The sequence below is a fragment of the Nonlabens antarcticus genome (assembly GCF_015356755.1).
Taxonomy (GTDB): domain Bacteria; phylum Bacteroidota; class Bacteroidia; order Flavobacteriales; family Flavobacteriaceae; genus Nonlabens; species Nonlabens antarcticus.
In genome coordinates, this window is the sequence record NZ_JADFCO010000062.1 from 70,943 (window position 1) to 95,225 (window position 24,283).

Here is a 24,283-nt window from a genome sequence, read left to right on the forward strand (position 1 = left end):
AATTTATAGGGTTTTAGAAATTTGAAGAAGTAAATCGGTATCCACCTCATGTTTAATTTCCGGACGATGTAATTCACAATCTGTACCAAAAAGCAATTTGATCTTCTTTTCCTCCCGTTCGATCAATTCATCGGTAAGATATTCATCCTTAGTCCCGGCTATATGGATAAACCTATTAGTTAGGGATTGAAAAACAGTTCCATCCGCAGCATCCAATTCTGCTGGTATACTGCCACTGTGCATGATTAATGCTTTAATAGGTTTTTCGTAATCTTTTAGAAATCTAGTAGCAATAGAAACGCCTTGAGAATAACCCATAATCACTAATCGCGGATCGTCATATATATGTTCTTGGCGTAGTAATGCTTTCAAATAATATAGATTATTCTGCATCTCCCGTTCCGTATCTACTCGTGTGAGCCAGCTAGCTCCTACATGTTTAAACTTTTTATCGAGATAAAATTTTGAAGGTGCCTGAGGGACAATTACTGCATTTAACTCAGGGTCTAGTTTAGAAAAATATCGTTTGAAAAACGTCGATAGGTATCCTAAACCGTGTAGGCAAATCCATATATTTTCAGTGGTTGATTTAATGGGGTAAAGAATTTCATAACTGTTGGAAGTTGTATAGGAGACTGTTTTAATCATAGAACTGCGTTTGATGCCGTATTTTTGATAAAGATATGGACAAAGAAATCATCCTTGAACGTTGCAACGCGATTTGCAAAAACACATTAATGGAAACACTCGACATCACATTTGTAGATGTAGGAGATGATTTTCTGACCGCAAAAATGCCGATAAATTCTAGGGTACATCAGCCCGATGGAGTGCTGCATGGAGGAGCTAGCGTTGCTCTTGCAGAGTCGGTTGGGAGTGCTGCCAGTTACCTGTTTTTAGATACCGATTCCTTTGCGATTCGCGGGCTAGAAATAAGTGCAAATCATACCCGTTCAAAGGTCGATGGCTACGTACTCGCTACCGCTAGATTCCTACACAAAGGTCGCACGACTCAACTCTGGGAAATCAGGATCACGGACGAGGAAAATAGACTAATTTCCATTTGCAAATTAACCACCATCGCTCTTAAAAAAGAGTCTTAAAACCTGCTCGCTTGCGCGAAAATCTACTCACATATATATCAGAACTTCTTACCGCAGACCTGCCATTTTTACTTTTACGTAAAAAAGGAGGCACCAGCGTTGATGTGCTTCATCAGAATTCCCGAAAGCTTCATAAAACAGTGCCTGACAAAATGACTTGTGGTGTTTTTTCAAAATTTCAAAAATCGGAAAACCAGATATTTATATGGGGTGAAATGATTAAAAAGTTTACTTGGGACCATGCTGTCACCTCAAGCAGTACTTCAGCTGTTGAAATCCATAATGAAGGACAAATGCATCATGAAAAACTAGTAGATAACGCTGTAAAATCAATTAAAAATACCGAATTAAAGAAAGTAGTACTGTCTAAAAAGCAGACGTTGAAAAGAACAAATCCGGACCTTGATATCCTAAAGAATTTGCTGGATATGTACCCTAATGCAAACTGTTATTTCTTTTACCATCCTGTCGTCGGTAAATGGATGGGAGCTACGCCAGAAACTCTTCTTTCCTACAAAAATAACAAGTTGCAAACCATGTCTCTGGCCGGTACACAACCAGCTCAAAATACCAGCGAAATTACTTGGGGAAATAAGGAAAAAGAGGAGCAGAAATTAGTCACTGATTTTATAGTAAGAGCACTAGAATCATCAGCAGTAAAGGAGATTAAAGTAGGCGAAGTAGAAACGGCAAGTGCGGGAAATCTGCTGCATCTTAAAACTGAAATTACAGCAATAACTCATTTTGAAAATTTACAGAAATGTATTTCAGAATTGCATCCAACTCCAGCAGTTTGTGGTTTGCCCAGAAAACAAGCTTTAGAATACATTCTGACCCATGAAAATTATGACCGTAGTTTTTATACCGGTTATTTAGGATGGAATGATCCCGTAAATGAAACGGCAGATTATTATGTGAATTTGCGTTGTATGGAACTATTTGATGATCACATAAATGTTTACGCGGGTGGTGGTATTACCTCCTTGAGTGATCCACATGCAGAATTTCAAGAGGTTCAAAACAAGTTGATGACCATGGCCACAGTTTTAGTCTAAATGCTAGCTTCAAATCTTAAAGATGCTGTTAATCCATTGCCTACAATAAGCATTGAATCTTACCTTTGAGTTATGACTACAGCAATTCTTCATGCCCAGCAAATTATTCTTCTTTTTAAGAAAAGAGGCGTTAAGGATATTATTATTTCGCCAGGCTCTCGCAATGCACCATTAACCATTGGTTTTACGTCAGATCCATATTTTAATTGTTACAGCATAGTAGATGAACGTTGCGCTGGACATTTTGCCATGGGAATTGCGCAACAATTGCAAAAGCCTGCTGCATTATTATGCACCAGTGGAAGTGCATTGTTAAATTATTACCCAGCGGTAACAGAGGCTTTTTATAGTGAGATCCCGCTAATTATTTTGAGCGCAGACCGGCCGCCACATAAGATTGATATAGGGGACGGTCAGACCATTAGGCAACAGCATGTATATGCAAACCATATTTTATTTGATGCACAACTGCAGATGATAGCAAATACTTCTCAAAAAGAGTATCTGGTAACTAATGAACGGGCGATTAACAAAGCGATCAATACGGCCATTTCTAAACACGGTCCGGTACACTTGAATATTCCTTTTGAAGAGCCACTCTATAATAAAGTGGATCACTCGCTTTTGGAAGTCAGGGTGATGGATGTTTTAAAAGATGAAACTACGATCATCCCTCAAGAATTTTTTAATCAGTGGAATGCAGCTTCAAGAAAGCTCGTTATTCTTTCCACATTGAATCCGCCGGTTTTTGAAAAAGAAGATCTAGACCAGTTGACTTCAGATCCTAGTGTTCTAGTTATGAGTGAGGTGAGTTCTAATGTAGTTCATGATAAAATAGTATGGGGAATCGACACTTTAATTGCGCCCATTGAGTTTGATGATGAGCAAATCGCTGCCTTGCAACCCGATTTAGTTGTTACCATAGGTGGTATGATTGTCTCTAAAAAGATCAAACAATATTTACGCAGATTTGAAACCAAAACACATTATCACATAGGCAAACGTCGGGCTTACGATACGTTTTTTAAATTAACAGCCCATATAAAAATGCCACCCACAAAATGGTTGAGTCACCTTTCTAATGACTTTGTTTCCAGTGATTATCAGGAGCACTGGTTAGCTCATTTTCAAAATTATCTAGAAAAACGACCTGCTTATTTCGAACAGATTCCATGGAGTGACATGAGGGTCTTTCAAAGGGTATTTGATCAATTGCCTGACAATATTTTGTTACAGTTGGGAAATAGCAGCACGATCAGATACGCACAGTTGTTCCAAATGAATCCTACACATCGCGTGTACTCAAACCGCGGTACCAGCGGTATTGATGGTTGCACCAGCACAGCTATAGGGGCTGCGGTGGGTAGCAATCAACAGACGATTCTTATAACGGGTGACATTAGCTTTTTCTACGACTCCAACGGATTGTGGAATAATTATATACCTAGTAACTTCAAGATAATCCTAGTTAATAATAGTGGTGGCGGTATATTTAGAATTCTTCCTGGTGAAAAGGATGAAGACTATTTTGCTACTTATTTTGAAACAAAGCACGAGCTCAACGCCAGCGATTTGTGTCACATGCACAAAATAGAATATCAAAATATTGATAATGAGTCCGCTTTCGCGAAAGCGTGGGAAACATTCATCAACAATAACAATAAACCACAATTGCTAGAGATTTTCACACCACGGGAAATCAACGATCAGATATTGCTGGACTACTTCAAATACTTGAAATAAAACTTTTTAACGCATTAATTTTTCATTAGATTTAAGGACAACTAATTTAAACCTGATAAAACTATGAGTAAATTTGATGAAAAGCTGGAAAAATATGTTGCATCCCATAAGGAGCATGTAGGAGGGAAGCTGGATGAGGCTCTGTTGAGCAAGGTTACAAAAGGATTGGGGCCATCTATTTACAATCGTGACGCAGAAACGGTAAGCGCTGAAAAAGCAGAGATGCAGCGAGTTGTGGATAATTATTTGACTAAAAAACTGGGGTTGTCAGGAGATAACCTAATGGCTTCCGTAGAAGCTGTGATGGAAAAATATGGTAAGAGCAACCGCTCTAAATATCGTGCGGTAATTTATTATATGCTGTGCGAACACCACAAAAAACAAGCGGTTTATAACTAAACCAAAATTAATTAATTGCTTTCAAAAAAAATCCCCAGGCCTAGGCTTGGGGATTTTTGGCTTGCGATATGCGCTCAACTATTCTGATACAGCGGCTACCTCTTCAACAGTTACCATTTCTCCCTTATTCCAGGTTTGGATGGTATAGTTCATTACATCTGCCACTTCTTGATCGTCTAGACCTAAAGGCATCATGATACTATTGTAAGGCTGGCCGTTCACCACTATTTCTCCTTTAAGTCCGTATTTGACCGCATGGATGCTTTCTGTGCGTCGATCCGTCAACCAGTCAGAAGGATTGAGTGGTGGAAACGCTCCTGGCGCACCCTTGCCGCTAGGAAGATGACAGGTAATGCACAACTCGCCATAAATCTCTTTACCGCGTTTTACACTCAATGTTAAGGGATCTTGCGACACTTCTTTTTCAACGTTAGTGCTACCGATCTCCGATTGATATTCGGTTTCATTTTTACAGCTTGAAAAAAGAAATATTATGAGAAGCAGGGATAAGTATTTCATAGTTTGGAGTTTAGGGTTCAAAGTTTAAAAGTTAAGCGTATTAAGTATTACGTATTAAGAAGTAGTAAATAGTTTAAATGCTAGTTGTTGTAAATAGATATTAAGGCGTTTCGCTTTCTTAAAACTGAAACTGAAATTTAAAGGAGTCCAAAACAGAAAAAGAAGCTCAAATTAAACTTTAATCACAATCACAATAAGGTACAGCGTTAAAAAAATAGCTAGTATTACCCAACTTTTTTTCTTCAGATTTCGCTATGCTAATCTAAAGTTATTTTGTGATTCTATATATTCCTTTTCCTTCCACGCCTATGTAAATTTTGCCATCTGGGCCAGTCTGCACATTGCGCAACCTACCGATGCCGTCTGCTATTTTTTCTCGCTTAGTGACTTTATTTCCATTCATATAGAGCATTTCTAAATACTGGAATTTTAAGCTACCTACTAATAAACTACCATTCCAGTCGCCATATGATTCATCATTGATTACTGCAAAACCACTGGGGGCGATGCTGGGAACCCAATAATAGATGGGTTGTGCCATTCCCTCCTTAGCAGTTATTTCAGTGAAGGAGCTACCGCTATAATTGATACCGTAACTTATTACAGGCCAGCCATAATTCACGCCTGGTTTGATGATGTTAATTTCATCACCACCGCGCGGGCCGTGTTCATTTGCCATTATCTCACCGGTAACTGGATGGCGCAACAACCCTTGCGGATTCCTATTTCCATAAGTGTAAGCAGCTGTTTTAGCATCTAGAATTCCCACGAATGGATTATCCTCAGGAATGCTGCCATCATCGTTAATTCTGTAAATTTTACCTCCATCTCGAGTTAGATCTTGCGGATTCACATCACGTTCACCACGCTCACCTATGGAAAAGAATAACTTGCCATCTGTTCCCCAGGCAAACCTGCTGCCAAAATGCTGCCCTTTCTTAGTATCAGGTGATGCTTTATAAAGTACTTTTAAGTTAGTTAACGCATCCTCAACTAATACGGCACTTGCAATTGTAGTATTCCCGCCATCTCCAGAATTAGAACTAGCGTAAGATATGTAAATGATATTAGTAGCATTAAAATCTGGATGAACAGTAACATCCATCAGTCCACCTTGTCCTCGAATATAAACGTCAGGAACATTTTTAATTTCTGTAGATTTTGTACCGTCGTAGCGGTAAAGTTTCCCTTCTTTTTCTGTATAAATCAAATCACCGTTAGGTAACCAGTTCATTCCCCATGGATTTGTTAACCCTTCTACTACTGGAGTTATGGTATAGTTTTTTTGATCTTCAATTAAAGGTATGTTTTCTACTTCTGGAATATCCTGATTTACTGAAACAGGTAAAATAGTGGTGTTGTCAGAAATAGAATCTGGCAATACTTCAAGAGTTCTGTTTTCACTGAATTCCTTTTTACAAGAAAATAAAAGTACAGACATACAGAATAGCAGCAGAGAATTTTTCATAACAAGATATTTCTTTAAAAATACTTTGAACCATTGGATAATACAGACTTGTGGCATAAAAAAATCCTTAAATGTATTAGTTTAAGGATTTTGGATCGTAAAATAAGAAAACGAAGCTAGCCGACAAGCACGTGTGCATTAAGCCAACTTATATCTTCTTCTGGTATTCCAGGACTCAGAGAAACCTCTCTCTGGGCGGAATCTTTTGTTGATCAATTCTTTGGTCGTGTTAAAGGTGTTTGAAGCTTTCATAATACTATTGTTTTAAGGTTATACTTAATAGACGCTCAAATTATTAATATGTTACAGTACTATGCAAAACAAAGTAGTATTATTATTTATTAAGCTGAAAGTTAGATAGTTTATTTATGAAATAAAACCTGAGCTTGCGGCTCAGGTTTAAATTTTAAATGGTGAAAGACTCTACTTGTTCTTCAGATATTCATAAGGAAAGAGTGTGTATCTCTTTTCAATTTTTTGTCTTTGCTACCATTTTGTAAGTAGTTTTCGCATCATCATTTTCAGACAACTCCACCTTATGAAACTTTTCTCCAGTAGCTAGAACCCAACCTTTTATATACGCTAGGAATTCAGATCCATTCATTTGCTGATTTTCACTCTGATTTGTTTTGATGAACAAATAGCGATCATTCGGCAGTTCCATAACTTGTAACGAAAGAGTACCGTTATCATTTTCAAATCTGGTAGCTCCATTGATGAGTATGTTTCTGATTGATGCTATGTATAATTCATACTCATCACCAGTCATGCTGTTATCATTGCGCACCATAAACTCATCTGGAAACTCTTTGCTAATTCTCAAAACCAGTTCTTTTGCTTCTGTTGAAATACCGCTGTATATATCTTGTTGCCCAAATTGAAAACCATCGAGTACCTTTTCATTTTCAATGTTTTGTAACACCGAAGATTCAGTACTTAATTTTTGAGCAGTAATTGTATTGATGGATATTCCAGCAATCAATAGCATCAAGATGAATATTAGGTTGTGCATTTGAGATTTTGAATTGGTGAATACTTGATTCATAGTGTTTAAAATTTAAAAAACTAAGATAGAGTAATTACTGCACTTCAAAAATTATAGGCAGTCCGTATATTACTCCTACTTCTTTACCTCGTTGCATTCCAGGTTTCATTTTAGGTAACATATTAATTACACGGGCAGCTTCTGTCTGTAATTCAGGTGCTTTAGCTCTGGATTGAACACCAGTAATTAAACCATTCTTGTCAATCTTAAATTGAACAGCTATAGTTTGTTTACCCGTTAAACTTAAGTCGTTAGCCAGTCCCGTATTGAAATTTTTATTTACGAACCTGGTTATGTTTTCCTGCATACATTTCTTTTTCTCAGCATTATTTCCTGTGCAACCTGGATAAGTAGGAACCTCTTCAATTATGGCAAATGGAACATCACCATTTTGTATTATTAGGTTTGTATCATTGTTGCTTGGAGCACTTAAGTTTTCTTCGATTGTTTCCGTTTGCACTATTTCTTCATATCCATTATTTTCACCTTGGTTCTCGTATTTCGCTTTTTGCTCTGCAATAAAAGTTAGATACTCTTCTTTAGACATTCTTGCTTGATCAATAGGTCCAGTTCCAGAGAAACTAGGTGTTCCTTTGGGAGTTTCATGAATGGTTAAAATGTAATTATTATTTTCTGTATCACGAACCACGGTATTTCCATTTCTACTAATTTTTTGACTTATGGCTCGGTATTCCGCATAAGCAGGATCTGTCAAGAATTTTTGCATGGATTTGTAAAGATCTTTCTTATCATTCTCAAAATTTAATGGCATTTCTTTAGAAATGTTCTCGAGCTTAGATCTTTCTTTGTCAGTTACTCCTTTATAGAAATCCTTTTGACCATACACATGATCTTGTAATGTGGGTAAATCAGTTAATTCTATTGTCTTTGCAGTAATTTCTTCATCCGGTTCCTGTTCCGTAGTACAAGCCGTATAAGTCAAACTTGCAAAAAGTACGGGTAACATCCAGAGCAGTTTGCGCACTGGGAATCGGGAGATTTGGTTTTTTTGTGTCATGGCTATTCGGGTTTTAATGGTTTTATATTTGAAAAATGGGTTTGAAAATGAGAAGTCAGGACAGTCCAGAACTTGCTTTAAAAGGTTCTCGTAATAGGATTTTTTACCGTGTACAGCAATGGTTTTCTCGTCTGCGATATGCTCGTGAATCATTTTGAGCTCTTTTTGGGCCAGGTAAGAAATAGGGTGGAACCAGAAAACAATGCGCAATGCTTCATAGAATAAAAGATCCCAGCTGTGGCGTTCTATTACGTGAGTTTTTTCGTGTAATAATATCTGATCATATTCTGCTTTCGCGAAAGCGTCGTTGATATAAATATGGTTTAAAAATGAAAATGCGGTAGGCAACTTATGTACCGTCGTTATATAGAAACCATCTATATATCTGGTCTGGCCTTCCTCTTTCCATTGATAAATACGCGCGAGTTTGTACAGGAATAGGAGTAGGGCAGCGGCAGTTCCTATACCATAAAGTGTCCACAAACTGGTTGTCAGATCAAATTGTGATGGCTGGACGGTTGTAAAGGCAGCATTATTAAGACTCATCATTACCTCTGGAGCAGCGGCGGTATCCTGCATCACAATGGCATCCTGAATGATAAAATTATCAACTGGGATCACCAGCAACGGCAATAAAAATGAAACAAAAGGTATTGCAAGCAGATATATGCGATGGGTTTGAAAGCCTTGAGTTCCTTTAAAGAAAAAGTAGTATAACAAGTAGAAAACGAGCGCCAGTACACAGCTATGTAGTAAGTGTATCATGAATTCGGTTTTTTATTGATTTCTTCAAGAATTTCTTCTAAATCTTTAACGCTCAGTTTTTCCTGCTCCATAAAGAAGGAAACCATACTCTTGTAAGATCCTTTAAAATAATTACTTGCAAGTTTCCCGGCAGTAGCTCTAGAGTAGGAATCCCGATCTACCATAGGAAAGTAGATGTGCCCGCGACCTTCCTTGCGGTAATACACAAACCCTTTACTTTCTAGAATTCTTATAATGGTAGAAACCGTATTGTAAGCCGGTTTAGGCTCTGGCATCTGCTCTATAACGGCAGCAACATTTGCTTCTTGCAGGTGCCATAAGATCTGCATGATCTCCTCTTCGGCCTGAGTTAGTGTTTTCATGAACTGGAAGTTTAGTTCAAATATAAACTAACTTTCTAGTTAAACTAATATTTTAGTTGAATATTTCAAATAAAAAGAGATCATTTGATCTCTTCCCAAAGTTTTTCTGAAGTTAGGCGGTAGGTTCCCAGAAAATCCCAGCGGCATTCCTGCGGTGAAATAACCGATAAAAACACAACATCTTTACCTTGATAAAGGTGATAGGTTTCTCCCACGATAGGTTCAAAGGAAAATTTAGCGCCGTAAACCAACTGATTATCATCAAATTTTTTCACCATCGCATCATACTCGGCCTTGAGCTGGTCAAATTGCGATTTAATCTCGTGATTGACCTTATTAATATTGTTTTGTTTCCATGAGGTGATGTCTGGAGTCGTAATTCTGGGAGCGCCCACACCACTGGCATAAGGTAATAACGCAGCATTATAAGTGCCGCTTTCTGAATCGTACACTACTGAATCTGGTTTTTTATTTTCACTCATACCACAAATTTAAGGGATAGTCGGCAGGTTCTTGAAGTCCTAACGGGATTTTGTGAATCGGCTGATATCTAGCTGGCATTTCTGTTTTTGCCTATTGATTAGAAATTATGGGAATGCTTTTGTATTCTATCCAGGGGAGAATCTGGTTGTAGTTCGCTTTCGCGAAAGCGAACAAAATAAGGTGTAACAAAGCAGACTCCCTGACAACTTATAAGCATGACGACAACCATCAATTACATCGATTTTGAACCTCAAGTACTGGAAAAATCTTTTTGGGGAATCCATTCTTATGAGAACATTAGGGCAACACTAGATCGTGCAAACGAATGGATGCATAGGAACTACAGCAAGGAAATTATCAACGTGGAAACCGTGGTGCTGCCTAATATTTATAAGAAATCTGAAGCTATAACAGATCAAACCACCCAATTTTATACCGGTGGACAATCTGTACAGAATTTCCAGATCATTAGAATATGGTTTAAAGGATAGGAGGTTTTACCTTTGAATATAATACTGAAAACTATGAGCAGCATCAACTGGAAAACCGCCAAGGAATACAAAGACCTCACCTACAAAAAAGCCAACGGCGTTGCAAGAATTGCCTTCAACCGGCCAGAAGTGCGCAATGCCTTTAGACCACAAACGGTAAGTGAGTTGATCGATGCCTTTTATGACGCTCAGGAAGATCTTTCTATAGGAGTTGTGGTATTAACTGGTGAGGGACCTAGTTCTAAAGATGGTGGCTGGGCTTTTTGTAGCGGTGGCGATCAGAATGCTCGTGGAAAAGACGGCTATAAAGACAGTTCTGGAACCGGAAGACTCAACATTTTAGAAGTACAGCGCATGATAAGATTCATGCCTAAGGTTGTTATTTGTGCCGTACCAGGATGGGCGGTAGGCGGTGGTCACAGTTTGCATGTGGTTTGCGATATGACGATTGCCAGTAAAGAACACGCCATCTTCAAGCAAACAGATCTAGACGTGGCCAGTGTGGATGCGGGTTATGGAAGTGCTTATCTGGCCAAAATGGTAGGTCAGAAAAAAGCACGCGAAATTTTCTTTTTGGGACGTAACTATAATGCCCAAGAAGCGATGGACATGGGAATGGTGAATGCCGTTGTCCCGCATGAAGAGCTGGATCAAACTGCTTATGATTGGGCTCAAGAAATTATGGAAAAATCTCCTACCGCGATCAAAATGGCAAAATTTGCACTGAATGCTACTGATGATGGGATGGTAGGGCAGCAAGTTTTTGCTGGTGAAATGACTAGACTGATTTACATGACAGACGAAGCCAAAGAAGGACGGGATGCATTTCTTGAAAAGCGGAAACCAGACTTTGGAAAGGACCGCTGGATACCCTAATCCAATTGTCTTTCAAACCTTTTGATGGAGTGCCGGTTAAATTCGGGATTATTACTTTGAGATGTTGACATATAACCTATGAAAAAATGAAGAATAAACTGACTATTATTGCCGCCTTTCTAGTCGTACAATTGAGCCATGCTCAAACCGTTCAAAATGCTTTATTGTGGAAATTAGAAGGTAAAGATATTGAGACCAGTTATATACTAGGAACCATGCATGTTTTGTGTGACGCAAGCCTTACGCCTAATGTTGAAAAAGCGCTCTATGCAACAGATGTAGTCGTTTTAGAAATAGATATGGACAGCCCAACACTGCAAACAGAAATGATGCAAGGTATCATGCTTCCAGAGGGGGAATCCATTTCCAAATACCTCACAGTGGAAGAATCAAAAACTCTAGATGAATATTTGAATACTCAGATAAAGATGCAACTCTCTATGGTTGATAAAATGGTGCCTCTTATGGTAGAGAGTCTGCTCATTCCTTCCATGCTTGACTGTCCAATGCAATCCATAGAAAATAATTTGATGGCACATGCTCAAAGAGAAGAGGAAGAGGTAATGGGACTTGAAGCAGTCCAAGATCAATTCAATGCTTTTAATGAGATTCCTTTGAAGGAACAAGTATTGTCGTTATTAAAAAAAGCATATGATAATGGGAAACTGGATAAAGCAGTGTTTAAGAGGATGCAAGACGCATATATGAAACACGATTTAAATGCACTTATGCTTATTATGAAAGAGGAGAGCAGTAATTTTATGGAGAACAGCAACGCTTTACTCGATAACAGAAATCAAAAATGGATACCGCGGATTCTTTCCATAGCACAAAAACAGTCTGCTTTTTATGGTGTAGGAGCAGCCCATCTGGCTGGTGAACGCGGAGTGATTAATTTGTTGCGAACACAAGGCTATGTGTTGACACCTATACTGGCTGATTAAGCGAGAAGATTAAAAAGGAACTTGGAGGATTATGTTTAATGCTTCAAAATTTTTAAAGATTCTGATGCCTCAGCTTAATTCTTATTCTTGTTTCATCCTTTCATTTGAGACATGTTTTATCTTGGTCTGCATTTCTCATTCTATAATTGAGATAAAAATTAGGCAAAACTTCACAAAAGATGTAGTTCAAAGGTTCTATTAGCACATTTTTAAGTAAAATCTTTAGAAATATTTATAAATTAACTCCACGGTGATGTAATAAATAAATATTGATATGGTTGATGACTTAAAAAAAAGCGAGTTCCCCTATCAAGAAATGATGACTCATACTTGTGTTATTTGTTGGGTAGTGGATGATAATGCCAAATTATTACAAGCTAATACAGAATTTTTTGAAGCAGTAGGTCGCCAAGAATCTTTTTTTGATGATCATACTATTTATGATATTCTAGCTCGAGAAGATGAATGGCCAGAATGCAATGACGATGAAAAAAAGTGCGTATCAAAATCATCCAAAACTCTTAAATTTTTTAAGGAAAACGGACAGCCGGTTTATCTCAAATGCAACATAGGAGTTCATGGTGATAGAATCTATGTTGCAGGCATAAATATTACAGAGGATGTTGTAGCTCATACTGATTCTAAAACCATCTCTGCTATTGCAGAAATAGGTGGCTGGTCCTATATTCCTTCAGAGGGTCGTATGCATTACACGGAATATTTTTACAATCTTTTAGGAATTCCTAAAGATCGAAAGATAGGTAAAGAAGCTGCCATGAATTTTGTGCATCCAGATAGTCGCGCGTTAATGGTTGAATCAATCAAGAATATTTTTGAGTCGCATCTTCCTTTTGACATCGAAATTAAACTTATCACTACTGCTAATAAAATTATATGGGTTCGTTCTGTAGCTACATTAGAAGTATATAAAGGTGAGGTGACTTTTGTCCAGGGAATCAGCCAGAACATAACTAAATATAAAGAGCAAACAATAGATTTAGAAGAAACTAGGGCTAACATGCAACTAGCCTTAAGGGCAATGAACTCTGGTTATTTTACGCACGACCTTATAAATGATGAGATCGAGTATAGCGATTCCTTTACAGATAAAATGAATTTCCCGAATAAACTATCTCAAGAAGAATTTATCAATCATTTGCATCCTGAAGATAGAAAGGAATCACAATTGCAACATAATAGAGAAATCGCAACTAGTGATGTTTTCTATATAAATGCATTCCGGGTACAATCTCAGAATGATACTTTCAGACATTTTGAAGTACATGGATTTAAAGTGTTCGATTCAAATGGAGATCCTATTAAATTAGTGGCAAATTTAATTGATGTTGAAGATAAATACCGCTTAACTAAAATGCAGGATAAGCATAGGTATCACATGAAAACCTTATTAGAAAACACCTTTGTACGCAGTATTTTGCTGGACAAGGAAGGGGTTATCACAGGGTTGGATGGAAATACGCGCTCATTACTTCAAGAAAAACTAGGTTACAATCCTATTCTCAAAAAAGTTTTATTTAAAGAGATTCTAAGTGATCATGATCTGCTTAAGTTTAATATCATTGAACGCGTTTTAAATCAAGGTCAGGAGTATAGAAAAGAGGTTTATTTAGATCTTTTTGATGAAAACCGCAACTGTTACGAAGGTTTGTTCAAACCTATACTGGATTATTCCAATCGTATAGATGGTTTTGTATTCTACCTTTTTGACTTGACAGATCAGGTAAGGATGCAAGAAGATCTGAAATCTTTTCAAGACAAATTGAAAACAGTACATCATTTTAAAAACAACGTTCTCTCACAAATAGAAAAGGATGCACAAACGCCTTTTCATGAGCTGATTGAATCCACTAAAAATATTTTTAAGAAACAAAGTATAGCTGATCAGGAGGATCAATTAATAGCGGCTCAAATAGAAGGAGCAGACCAATTGATGCATGCTTTTGACAGCATGATAAATAATCCATCATACGAGAAGAACTTTTACTTCATACAAGAACCTATCGATTTGTCACTTTTTCTACATAATATGCGTTCAGGAACAATGCATCGTGCAGATCTTTATAATCTTGATTTTTCATTTAAGAATTTTGAGATGCCTACTTCAATTACCGCAGATCCCATATTTTTAAAACAAGCTTTTGAAAACCTATTAGACTATTCTTTTAAAGTTTCTAAGGGAAGCGATCTTTCTATATCTACCTATCGAAAGGATAACCATGCTGTCATCAATGTAAAAATATCAGGTCCTCAATTAGTTTCCACGCAACTTGACGCTGTTTTTCAATCGCATGAACAAGATGCTACTAAAAACACACTTGTGTTTCAAAAGTTAGGTCTAGGAATTGCCTTTGCTATGAAATATTTGGAAGGAATAGGAGGATATATTCACGTAACAAAAGATTCCTATAAAATTACCAATTTTATAGTAGCACTACCTTTAGATAAAACATTTATATAACAGTTCTATTTATCACTTCCTCAATAGTAAGTTGTAAATGTTTAGGTAAAATGTTGTCTTTAGGGAGCACAGAAAGCTGTCTATCTTCATTAGAATCGAAAACATTTTTAAACAATGGTGGTTGTTCCGTTAGTTTCTTGCAGATATCTTGAATAAGATCGCTGTGATGAATCAAATCCTTACTCCCTAAATGAAATATTCCTCTACGTCTTCTATTAATTAAATAATGAATCTGTTGTGCCAGTTTGTCTATGTGTGTAGCATTTATAACCACATTAGGAAATACTTCAATAGAATTTCCAGCGGATATTTGCTTCTTTAATTCCTGAACTCGCGGACTCTTCGCACCGAATATCATTGGAACTCTGCAAATTAAATATTTATTATTAGGCAGTCTTAACAGCCCATTTTCAATTTTTATTTTGAATCTACCGTAAATGCTTTCTGAAAATGTCTTGTCATACTCATAACTAGGAAAGTTCGTAAAGCGATCAAAAACATTAGCGCTAGAAAGAAATATAATGCGAGAATCATTTTTCAGGACCCATTCGATTATTTTATAATGCAAATGAATTTGGCCATTTACATTACCTCGCAGAGCGCTAACGATAAATTGAGGTTTTAACTGATCCAGAAGGATAGAGACCTCTTCCGTTTCCATATCAAATTGATGGAAATGCCGATTTTTTTCCAACATTTTATTGTCGGTAAAATAGGTCGCGTGAACGGAATAATAAGGCGCCAGTTCTTTATAGATCGCGTTGCCCACAAAACCACTACCGCCTATTATTAAAATATTCTTCAAATAAATTTAAGCTTTATAGAAAGGTAACTTGACTATTGTTGCAGGAACTAATTTTTTACGAATTTGTATAAATATTTTAGTGTCAGGAACTCCCATGGAAGAAGGAACATAGCCCATTCCTATGCCCACATTCATAGAAGGGCTCATAGTACCACTAGTTACAATTCCTAGTTCGTTGCCATCAACATCTGCAATTACATAACCTCCACGTGGTATGGCGCGTTCTTCCATCGTAAAGCCTATGAGTTTGCGGTTAACTCCGCTTTCTTTTTGTTTTGCAATGGCTTCTGAGTTAACAAAATCCTTAGTAAACTTTGTTACCCATCCTAAACCTGCTTCCAGTGGGCTTGTAGTATCATCAATATCGTTGCCGTAAAGACAGAAACCCATTTCTAGTCGCAAGGTATCTCTTGCCGCAAGGCCAATAGGCTTTATTCCAAAACCTGCTCCAGCTTCCAGCACTTTGCTCCAGACTTGTTCCACTTCACTGTTTTTACAGTAAATCTCAAAACCGCCACTACCTGTATAACCTGTTGCGCTGATAATCACATCATCAATTCCAGCAAAAGTTGCAACTTCAAAGTTGTAAAACTTGATAGCAGACAAATCTACACTAGAAAGCGACTGCATGGCCTCCACCGCTTTAGGACCTTGAATTGCCAGCAGTGAATACTCCTCGCTTAGATCTTTCAAATCAGCTTTAATGCTCTCGTTAAATTTTGAAATATGATCCCAGTCTTTTTCAATATTAGAGGCATTCACCACTAATAAATACTGCTCTTCCTTCAATTTATAAACTAACAAATCATCAACAATCCCTCCCGTTTCATTAGGTAGATAGGAATATTGTGCACGTCCTACAGTGAGTTTTGAAACATCATTTGAACATACTTTTTGTAAAAGATCCAGAGCATTTGGTCCCTCCACAAGGAACTCTCCCATGTGAGAAACATCAAAAACACCTACATCTTTACGTACGGTTATATGTTCAGCAGTTACTCCTTCATATTGAACAGGCATGTTATAACCCGCAAATGGAACCATTTTGGCACCTAGAGATTCATGAACTTTGGACAGAGCGGTATTCTTCATTCTTATTTAATTTATGGTAAACAAAGGTATCAAATTATGATGGTAATACAGAAGATTTCATAGAAGCTCACACGTTATGTATCGTGGTTTTTTTGACAACTATGTGGTAACTTGCTTATTTAAAATAGGCCTATGAAATTATTAACAGCCCAACAGCTGGCTCGTGCAGATCGTGCCACCTTGAAGAATCAACACCTCACTAGTGATGAATTAATGGAACGCGTTTCTATTCTAGTTTTCAATAAGATTCACGAGCGGCTGGGTGGAGCAATCGTGCCTATAAAAGTATTTTGTGGTATAGGAAATAATGGTGGTGATGGTCTTGCCATTGCTAGACATATGATCCAGCACGGTTATCAAGTTGAGGTTTTCGTTACGAATTGTAGTAAGCATAGATCAAAGGATTTCCTTTATAATTATGACCTGATTAAGGGCGTGACAAATGACTGGCCCACATTGCTGGATTGTACCGATGATATTCCCGAGATAAAAAGCGGTGACATAGTTATAGATGCGATTTTTGGGATAGGCTTAAATAAAGCTATTGAAGGCTGGATGGCAGATCTCGTGACGCAGATCAATGTCTCAAAGGCCTTTATAATTAGTATAGATATGCCTAGTGGGCTGTTTGCAGAAAAGGCATACTCTAAAAATGCTGCAATTATAAAGGCTAATCATACTTTCACTTTCAATAACCCTAAGCTTACCTTTTTTCTACCGCAGACGGGTAATTTTGCGGGCAGCTTTGAAGTCATCGATATAGGTTTAGACCCAGAATATATACAAGGTTTAGAACCACTTGCGACCTTAATTACTCCACAAGCAGCTAAGCATATTTATAAGCCTAGAGAAAAATTTACATACAAGGGAGACTATGGCCATGTGCTTGTTATGGCTGGTAGTAAAGGAAAGATGGGAGCTGCAGTACTTTCTTCAACAGCTGCAATAAATGCGGGTGCTGGAAAAGTAACGGCTTATGTACCGGCATCCGGTAGTGATATTTTACAATCTGCTATAGTTGAGGTGATGACAATTTCTGATAGTGGTCAGGATCATCTTGCCGGTTTCAATCCCAACTTGCAGGATTATAATTTATGTGTAGGTCCTGGAATCGGTCTTGAAGATGGAGTGGTTTCCGCTTTCGCGAAAGCGATTAAACAACAGTCATCGCCCATCGTCATCGATGCTGATGCATTGAACATCCTGGCTCAACATAAGGAACTGATGGAGTTCGTTCCGGCATCTTCAATATTGACTCCGCATGATGGAGAATTAAAAAGATTGCTCGGATCCTGGAAAAACGATATTGATCGTTTGAAAAAAGCTTCTAAATTTTCAAAGAAGCACGATGTGATTTTAGTGCTGAAAGGATCACACACGATAACCGTTTTAGGAGATCATCTTTACATCAACGACAGTGGGAATCCCGGTATGGCAACCGCTGGAAGTGGTGACGTTTTAACTGGAATCATCGCCGCTTTTATTGCGCAGAAGTATGAGCCATTGATGGCAGCCGTTTTTGGCGTCTATATTCATGGGGCTGCGGGAGATGTTGCATCAATAACCTATGCACATGAAGGCTTGCGAGCTGGAATCATATCTAATTTTATAGGGCCTGCTATACTACAGTTATTTCGCAGAGAAGAACCAGTTGCATCCCAAATAAAAGAGGAAAATTATTAAGGAGTGCTGCTCAGAAAGGATTTGACCCACTCGATAGCGTCATCCAGTGAATGGAAAGTTTGAAAGTATTCTTTATTAAAAAACTTTGATTCTATAGCCGCCATAGGCTTTATCCCATTGGGGTCCACTAATGCGAAACACTTTAAATCTAAGAACTCTCGATTGATGTGGTGAACCATGGGATCGATACTGTAATTAAAAGTACGATTGCTAATATATCCAAAAGGTGTGTTTCCAGGAAAATTAGATCTTATTAGATCTAATATCAATTGATTCTTGTCTTTGTCGATGTGTACTCCAGGGTACATTTCACCTATAATCATGTTAGGATAAATCTGAAAAGATCCGAAATCTAATTTTTGAATTGTCATGTACACTTAAAAAGGGGACAAAAGTAGTCGGTAAATGCTGAAACAATGTAAAATTAAACAATAAACGGATTGCGGTCTATCATGCTAAAGAAGTCCAACTTTAGCCTCAAACAGTATCCAATAAAAGATATCGTAAAATCGACATATAAAAAAAGCCTTAGAATTTTTCTAAGGCTTGATAACTGAAAATTATAACTATTTTATTCCGTTGATTCTTTCGCTTTTTCAATTTTGACAGTCAATTCATTAGATTCCTTATCTAGATCCATAAAAATAGAATCACCTTCCACTAATTGTGAATTAACAATTTCTTCTGCAAGAGTATCTTCAATATATTTCTGGATCGCTCTTTTTAAGGGTCTAGCTCCATATTGTTTATCAAAACCTTTATCGGCTATGTAATCCTTAGCGGTATCACTTAAAATTAAATGATATCCTAGGTCATCGATTCGTGCAAATAGCTTAGCCAGTTCAATATCAATGATTTTATGGATATCTTCTCTCTCTAGCGGGTTGAATATGATCACATCATCTATTCTGTTTAAGAATTCTGGTGCAAAGGTCTTTTTCAAGGCACCTTCAATAACACTACGAGCGTTATCCATTTCTGCATCCTTACGCGCAGCAGTTCCAAATCCAACTCCAGATCCAAAGTCTTTCAGTTTACGAGCTCCTATATTAGAAGTCATAATTATGATCGTGTTTCTAAAATCAATTTTACGTCCCAGACTATCCGTTAAAAATCCGTCGTCCAGTACTTGTAGTAACATATTGAATACATCAGGATGTGCTTTCTCGATTTCATCTAACAAGATAACCGAATATGGTTTTCTACGAACTTTCTCAGTCAGTTGTCCACCTTCTTCATAACCTACATATCCCGGAGGTGCGCCTATCAAACGAGATATGGCAAATTTCTCCATATACTCACTCATATCAACACGGATCAAGGAATTTTCAGAATCAAAAATCTCCTTTGCAAGAACTTTTGCAAGTTGCGTTTTTCCAACTCCCGTCTGACCTAAGAATATGAAAGAACCTATGGGTTTGTTAGGATCTTTTAATCCAGCGCGATTACGTTGGATCGCCTTAACCACCTGTTTAACCGCTTTATCCTGTCCTATTACTAGATCTGTAATAGAGTGATTCAAGTTGCTCAACTTCTTCATTTCCTTAGTGGCGATACGATTGACGGGTATTCCAGTCATCATGCTCACGACCTCAGCAACATTTTCTTCAGACACGGTGTCGCGCTGGAGCTTAGAAGCTTCATGCCATTCTTCTTGAGCTTCTGAGAGTGCTTTTTCTAGCTTTTTCTCATCATCTCTTAGTTTAGCAGCTTGCTCGTACTTTTGTTTTTTGACAACACTATTCTTCTCTTGTTTGACTTCTTCTAACTGCTTTTCAAGGTCAAGAATTTGCTGCGGCACTTCAATATTGGCTATATGAATCCGTGATCCTGCTTCATCCAGTGCGTCAATAGCCTTGTCGGGAAGAAAACGATCTGTCATGTATCGACTCGTTAACTTTACACAAGCCTCAATAGCTTTGTCTGTATAAGTTACATTGTGATGATCCTCATACTTGTCCTTAATATTATTAAGGATTTCAATAGTTTCTTCTACCGTTGTAGGTTCCACCATTACTTTCTGGAACCTGCGTTCTAGTGCACCATCTTTTTCAATACTATTGCGGTATTCATCAAGGGTAGTAGCTCCTACACATTGAATTTCTCCACGCGCTAATGCAGGTTTGAACATATTGCTCGCGTCTAGGGAACCTGCCGCACCTCCAGCACCAACAATGGTATGGATTTCATCAATAAACAGTATGATGTCCTCATTCTTCTCCAACTCGTTCATCACCGCTTTCATACGCTCTTCAAACTGACCACGATACTTGGTTCCAGCAACAAGGCTCGCAAGGTCCAGAGTGATTACACGCTTATCGTATAAAATTCTAGAAACCTTTCGCTGCACTATGCGCAAGGCTAGGCCTTCGGCAATGGCACTTTTACCTACACCAGGTTCTCCTATTAATAGAGGGTTGTTTTTCTTACGACGGCTTAAAATTTGGGAAACACGTTGTATTTCCTCATTTCTTCCTACAACCGGATCTAATTTATCCTCTTCTGCCATCTTAGTAAGATCGCGACCGAAGTTGTCCAGTACCGGAGTTTTTGATTTTTTATTACCCTTTTTATCGCCACCAGTAGGGGAGAAAAGGTTTTCCTTACCGTCATCGTCTTTCATGTCCTCAGGATCATCGCTGAAGGATTGCGCCAGTGGGTCTTCAAAAGAACCATCATCCTGTGATAGCATTAATTTGAATTCTTCTTTAACGCTGTCATAATCTACCCGTAGCTTATTTAAAAGCTTTGTAGTGGGATCGTTTTCATTACGCAATATGCATAATAATAAATGAGCTGTATTTATGGAAGTGCTTTGAAAAAGTTTTGCTTCCAGAAAAGTCGTTTTCAATGCACGCTCTGCCTGACGGGTAAGGTGCAAATTCTTCTTTTCATTGATTGCTGCGCCAGTCCCAGGATTGGGAGGGCTCAGTATTTCTACCTTGCGACGCAGGTGATCTAGGTCAACAGACAGATTGTTTAAAATCTCTATCGCCTTACCATCTCCATCGCGCAATAATCCTAACATTAAATGTTCAGTTCCTATAAAATCGTGTCCTAGCCTCAGTGCTTCTTCCTTACTGTAGGCGATCACGTCCTTAACTCTTGGTGAAAAATTGTCGTCCATTTCGCTTCTTTGTCTAAATGTAATTAAAGATATGTTTCAAAAAGCATTCCGAACTATAATAATGGGTTAAAGGGTAATTGCGCTTTCGCGAAAGCGTTCCTAACATCATCCATACAGCGCGATTTAAGCTATAAAGTAACTTATCCACACCATTGACCTGTAAGTGTTAATAAAAACACGCTTAGAACGCTTCTAGAGCCTTATCGTTACTGTCATTTTGCTTAAATTGCTCGTTGTTAAAATTATAAGCTTTAAAATAGATTTTTAAATGGCAGATGGAGAAAAGTTAATCCCGATCAATATTGAGGATGAAATGAAGTCAGCTTACATCGATTATTCGATGTCAGTCATAGTGTCACGGGCACTGCCAGATGTGAGAGATGGTTTGAAACCGGTTCACAGAAGGGTACTTTTTGGAATGTATGAGTTGGGAGTTCTATCAAACCGCAGTTATAAAAAAAGTGCGAGAATTGTAGGAGAGGTTCTCGGTAAATATCACCCACACGGTGATACCTCCGTTTACGACACCATGGTACGTATGGCCCAGGAATGGTCATTGCGCTACATGCTTGTGGATGGACAAGGAAACTTTGGTAGTGTGGATGGTGATCCTCCAGCAGCAATGCGATACACAGAGGCTCGCATGCGCAAGATTTCTGAAGAGTTGCTTGCAGACATAGATAAGGAGACGGTAGACACGCAGCTTAACTTTGACGACACTTTGTCTGAGCCTACAGTTTTACCTACTAAAGTGCCTAACCTATTAGTAAACGGTGCCAGTGGTATCGCGGTAGGAATGGCTACAAACATGCCTCCTCATAACCTGACTGAAGTCGTGGATGGTATTGTTGCTTACATTGACAATCACGATATTACGATTGATGAACTTATACAATTCATTAAAGCTCCAGACTTTCCGACGGGAGGAATCATCTATGGTTATGATGGCGTTAAGGAAGCCATGCATACCGGTAGAGGACGCGTTAAAATACGTGGACGGGTTAGAATTGACGAAGTAAAAGGTCGCGAATGTATTATCGTGGACGAGCTGCCATACCAGGTCAACAAAGCCGACATGATAAAGAAAACGGCAGATCTTATAAATGATAAAAAATTAGAAGGGATTTCTTCTATTCGCGATGAGTCGGATAGAAATGGAATGCGCATCGTTTACGTTTTGAAACGTGATGCGATTCCTAACATTGTGGTTAATACCTTATATAAGCATACGGCGTTGCAGTCCTCCTTTAGTGTGAACAATATCGCACTAGTTAAAGGACGACCACAAATGTTGAATGTGAAGGACATGATTCACCATTTTGTGGAGCACCGTCATGATGTTGTCGTGCGTCGTACCACTTATGAATTACGTAAAGCAGAGGAACGAGCACACATTCTAGAAGGATTGATCATTGCGAGTGATAATATTGATGAGGTGATCAAAATTATCCGGGCCAGTCAGAATGGGGAGGAAGCTAGAGAAAACCTGATCAAAAGGTTCGAGCTTTCTGAAATTCAGGCACGTGCTATTGTAGAGATGCGTTTACGTCAGTTAACAGGTCTTGAACAAGACAAATTACGTACAGAATATAACGACCTACTCTTAACTATTGCTGACTTAAAAGATATTCTAGCTCATAAAGAGCGTAGAATGATCATTATTAAGGAAGAGCTTGCGATGATTCGTGAAAAATACGGTGATGATCGTCGTTCACAAATCGAATATGCTGGTGGCGATTTGAGTATGGAAGATATGATTCCAGATGAGCAAGTTGTTATTACTATATCTCATGCGGGATATATTAAAAGAACAAGCTTGAATGAATACAAAACTCAAAATCGTGGTGGAGTAGGGCAGAAAGCAAGTACAACCAGAGATGAAGATTTCCTAGAAGATATATTTGTGGGAACAAACCACCAGTATATGTTATTTTTTACCGAGAAGGGGAAATGTTTCTGGATGCGGGTTTTTGAGATTCCAGAAGGAAGCCGCACCTCAAAAGGTAGAGCGATTCAGAACTTGATCAATATCGAGCAGGATGATAACGTGAAAGCGGTGATCTGTACTCAAGATATCAAGGACGAGGAATATATCAATAGTCACTATGTGATTATGTGTACTAAGAAAGGTGTCGTCAAGAAAACTTCTCTTGAGCAATACTCTAGACCACGTTCTAATGGTATCAATGCCATAACCGTTCGCGATGGTGATATGTTGTTAGAAGCAAAATTAACTACTGGAGATAGCCATGTATTATTAGGCTTGAAGAGTGGAAAAGCGATCCGATTTGATGAGAAGAAAACCAGAGCTATGGGTAGAAATGCCAGTGGTGTTAGAGGTATTCGTCTTGCAAATGATGAAGATGAGGTGATAGGAATGGTAGCGGTGAATGAAATGGATTCTAACATCCTAGTGGTTTCAGAAAAGGGATACGGGAAACGCTCTAGTCTTGAAGATTATCGCGAAACAAACCGCGGTGGTAAAGGAGTCAAAACAATATCGGTTACTGAAAAAACGGGTGGACTTGTCGCTCTTAAAAATGTAACGGATGAAGATGGTTTGATGATTATCAATAAATCTGGAGTCGCCATTAGAATTGATGTTGCTGATCTTAGAGTAATGGGTCGCGCAACTCAGGGAGTTCGTTTGATTAACCTTAAAGGGAATGATAGCATTGCCGCTGTCGCGAAAGTTGCCAAGGAAGAAGATGCACCGGAAGAAACTGAGGAGTCAGATTTAGATGATAGTGTTTCTACGGAAGGGTCAGAAGAAGAATCTGAAAATGGCACAACCCTTGCAAATGATGATAGTGAAGAATAAAAATT

At 38.2% G+C, this 24,283-nt stretch carries 21 protein-coding genes; 10 read left to right on the top strand and 11 right to left on the bottom strand.

Going from position 1 to position 24,283, the window contains the following annotated elements:
• Positions 1-3: 3 nt before the first annotated feature.
• Positions 4-648: an alpha/beta hydrolase gene (locus IQ282_RS03615; protein ID WP_194850548.1), complete on the bottom strand. Its 645-nt coding sequence runs from the start codon at positions 646-648 to the stop codon at positions 4-6.
• 35 nt (positions 649-683) lie between these two features.
• Here IQ282_RS03615 and IQ282_RS03620 point away from each other — a divergent pair, with 35 nt between their 5' ends.
• The 4 genes from IQ282_RS03620 (at position 684) to IQ282_RS03635 (ending at position 4,300) form a co-directional block, all read left to right on the top strand.
• Positions 684-1,103 (top strand): hotdog fold thioesterase, encoded by a 420-nt coding sequence (locus IQ282_RS03620; protein WP_194850549.1) that lies wholly within the window; start codon positions 684-686, stop codon positions 1,101-1,103.
• Between the two features lie 11 nt (positions 1,104-1,114).
• Positions 1,115-2,158: an isochorismate synthase gene (locus tag IQ282_RS03625; RefSeq protein WP_194850550.1), complete on the top strand. Its 1,044-nt coding sequence runs from the start codon at positions 1,115-1,117 to the stop codon at positions 2,156-2,158.
• 72 nt (positions 2,159-2,230) lie between these two features.
• On the top strand, positions 2,231-3,901 hold the full coding sequence (gene menD / locus IQ282_RS03630) for a 2-succinyl-5-enolpyruvyl-6-hydroxy-3-cyclohexene-1-carboxylic-acid synthase (protein ID WP_194850551.1): 1,671 nt from the start codon (positions 2,231-2,233) through the stop codon (positions 3,899-3,901).
• Between the two features lie 63 nt (positions 3,902-3,964).
• On the top strand, positions 3,965-4,300 hold the full coding sequence (locus IQ282_RS03635; protein WP_194850552.1) for a DUF2853 family protein: 336 nt from the start codon (positions 3,965-3,967) through the stop codon (positions 4,298-4,300).
• Positions 4,301-4,378: 78 nt separating this feature from the next.
• On the opposite strand, the gene IQ282_RS03640 is transcribed toward IQ282_RS03635, so the two are convergent.
• From IQ282_RS03640 to IQ282_RS03665, 6 genes are all read right to left on the bottom strand, one after another.
• On the bottom strand, positions 4,379-4,819 hold the full coding sequence (locus tag IQ282_RS03640) for a c-type cytochrome (protein ID WP_194850553.1): 441 nt from the start codon (positions 4,817-4,819) through the stop codon (positions 4,379-4,381).
• Positions 4,820-5,087: 268 nt separating this feature from the next.
• Positions 5,088-6,287 carry a PQQ-dependent sugar dehydrogenase gene (locus IQ282_RS03645; protein ID WP_194850554.1) on the bottom strand — a complete coding sequence of 400 codons (1,200 nt, stop codon included), beginning with the start codon at positions 6,285-6,287 and terminating at the stop codon, positions 5,088-5,090.
• Positions 6,288-6,756: 469 nt separating this feature from the next.
• Positions 6,757-7,332, bottom strand: coding sequence for a hypothetical protein (locus IQ282_RS03650; protein ID WP_194850555.1), 576 nt, complete (start codon positions 7,330-7,332; stop codon positions 6,757-6,759).
• 34 nt (positions 7,333-7,366) lie between these two features.
• Positions 7,367-9,115 carry a M56 family metallopeptidase gene (locus IQ282_RS03655; protein ID WP_194850556.1) on the bottom strand — a complete coding sequence of 583 codons (1,749 nt, stop codon included), beginning with the start codon at positions 9,113-9,115 and terminating at the stop codon, positions 7,367-7,369.
• Positions 9,112-9,477, bottom strand: coding sequence for a BlaI/MecI/CopY family transcriptional regulator (locus tag IQ282_RS03660; protein ID WP_194850557.1), 366 nt, complete (start codon positions 9,475-9,477; stop codon positions 9,112-9,114). The genes IQ282_RS03655 and IQ282_RS03660 overlap by 4 nt, the downstream gene beginning before the upstream one ends.
• Before the next feature lie 80 nt (positions 9,478-9,557).
• Positions 9,558-9,959: a DUF2452 domain-containing protein gene (locus IQ282_RS03665; protein WP_194850558.1), complete on the bottom strand. Its 402-nt coding sequence runs from the start codon at positions 9,957-9,959 to the stop codon at positions 9,558-9,560.
• Between the two features lie 216 nt (positions 9,960-10,175).
• Between IQ282_RS03665 and IQ282_RS03670 the strand changes: the two genes are divergently transcribed.
• The 4 genes from IQ282_RS03670 to IQ282_RS03685 all read left to right on the top strand — a co-directional run bounded on the left by IQ282_RS03670 (position 10,176) and on the right by IQ282_RS03685 (position 14,750).
• Positions 10,176-10,451, top strand: a complete 276-nt coding sequence (locus IQ282_RS03670) for a hypothetical protein (protein ID WP_194850559.1) — start codon at positions 10,176-10,178, stop codon at positions 10,449-10,451.
• A 33-nt stretch (positions 10,452-10,484) separates the two neighbouring features.
• Positions 10,485-11,327, top strand: coding sequence for a 1,4-dihydroxy-2-naphthoyl-CoA synthase (locus tag IQ282_RS03675; RefSeq protein WP_194850560.1), 843 nt, complete (start codon positions 10,485-10,487; stop codon positions 11,325-11,327).
• Between the two features lie 86 nt (positions 11,328-11,413).
• The gene (locus IQ282_RS03680) at positions 11,414-12,271 is read left to right on the top strand and encodes a TraB/GumN family protein (RefSeq protein WP_194850561.1); all 858 of its coding nucleotides are present in this window, start codon (positions 11,414-11,416) and stop codon (positions 12,269-12,271) included.
• A gap of 274 nt (positions 12,272-12,545) precedes the next feature.
• Positions 12,546-14,750: a PAS domain-containing sensor histidine kinase gene (locus IQ282_RS03685; RefSeq protein ID WP_194850562.1), complete on the top strand. Its 2,205-nt coding sequence runs from the start codon at positions 12,546-12,548 to the stop codon at positions 14,748-14,750.
• Here IQ282_RS03685 and IQ282_RS03690 read toward each other — a convergent pair.
• Both IQ282_RS03690 and gcvT read right to left on the bottom strand, forming a co-directional pair.
• Positions 14,743-15,555 (bottom strand): sugar nucleotide-binding protein, encoded by an 813-nt coding sequence (locus tag IQ282_RS03690; RefSeq protein ID WP_194850563.1) that lies wholly within the window; start codon positions 15,553-15,555, stop codon positions 14,743-14,745. The two genes, IQ282_RS03685 and IQ282_RS03690, sit on opposite strands and share 8 nt — an antisense overlap.
• Before the next feature lie 6 nt (positions 15,556-15,561).
• Positions 15,562-16,647: a glycine cleavage system aminomethyltransferase GcvT gene (gene gcvT, locus IQ282_RS03695; protein WP_194850564.1), complete on the bottom strand. Its 1,086-nt coding sequence runs from the start codon at positions 16,645-16,647 to the stop codon at positions 15,562-15,564.
• A 132-nt stretch (positions 16,648-16,779) separates the two neighbouring features.
• Between gcvT and IQ282_RS03700 the strand changes: the two genes are divergently transcribed.
• Entirely contained in the window at positions 16,780-18,330 is a 1,551-nt protein-coding gene (locus IQ282_RS03700; RefSeq protein WP_194850565.1) for an NAD(P)H-hydrate dehydratase, read from the top strand.
• Here IQ282_RS03700 and IQ282_RS03705 read toward each other — a convergent pair.
• Together IQ282_RS03705 and IQ282_RS03710 are read right to left on the bottom strand one after the other, a co-directional pair.
• Positions 18,327-18,701: a hypothetical protein gene (locus IQ282_RS03705; protein ID WP_194850566.1), complete on the bottom strand. Its 375-nt coding sequence runs from the start codon at positions 18,699-18,701 to the stop codon at positions 18,327-18,329. The two genes, IQ282_RS03700 and IQ282_RS03705, sit on opposite strands and share 4 nt — an antisense overlap.
• A 200-nt stretch (positions 18,702-18,901) precedes the next feature.
• On the bottom strand, positions 18,902-21,457 hold the full coding sequence (locus tag IQ282_RS03710) for an ATP-dependent Clp protease ATP-binding subunit (protein WP_194850567.1): 2,556 nt from the start codon (positions 21,455-21,457) through the stop codon (positions 18,902-18,904).
• A gap of 268 nt (positions 21,458-21,725) precedes the next feature.
• On the opposite strand from IQ282_RS03710, the gene gyrA reads away from it, so the two are divergent.
• The gene (gene gyrA, locus IQ282_RS03715; RefSeq protein WP_194850568.1) at positions 21,726-24,278 is read left to right on the top strand and encodes a DNA gyrase subunit A; all 2,553 of its coding nucleotides are present in this window, start codon (positions 21,726-21,728) and stop codon (positions 24,276-24,278) included.
• The last annotated feature ends 5 nt before the right edge of the window (positions 24,279-24,283 follow it).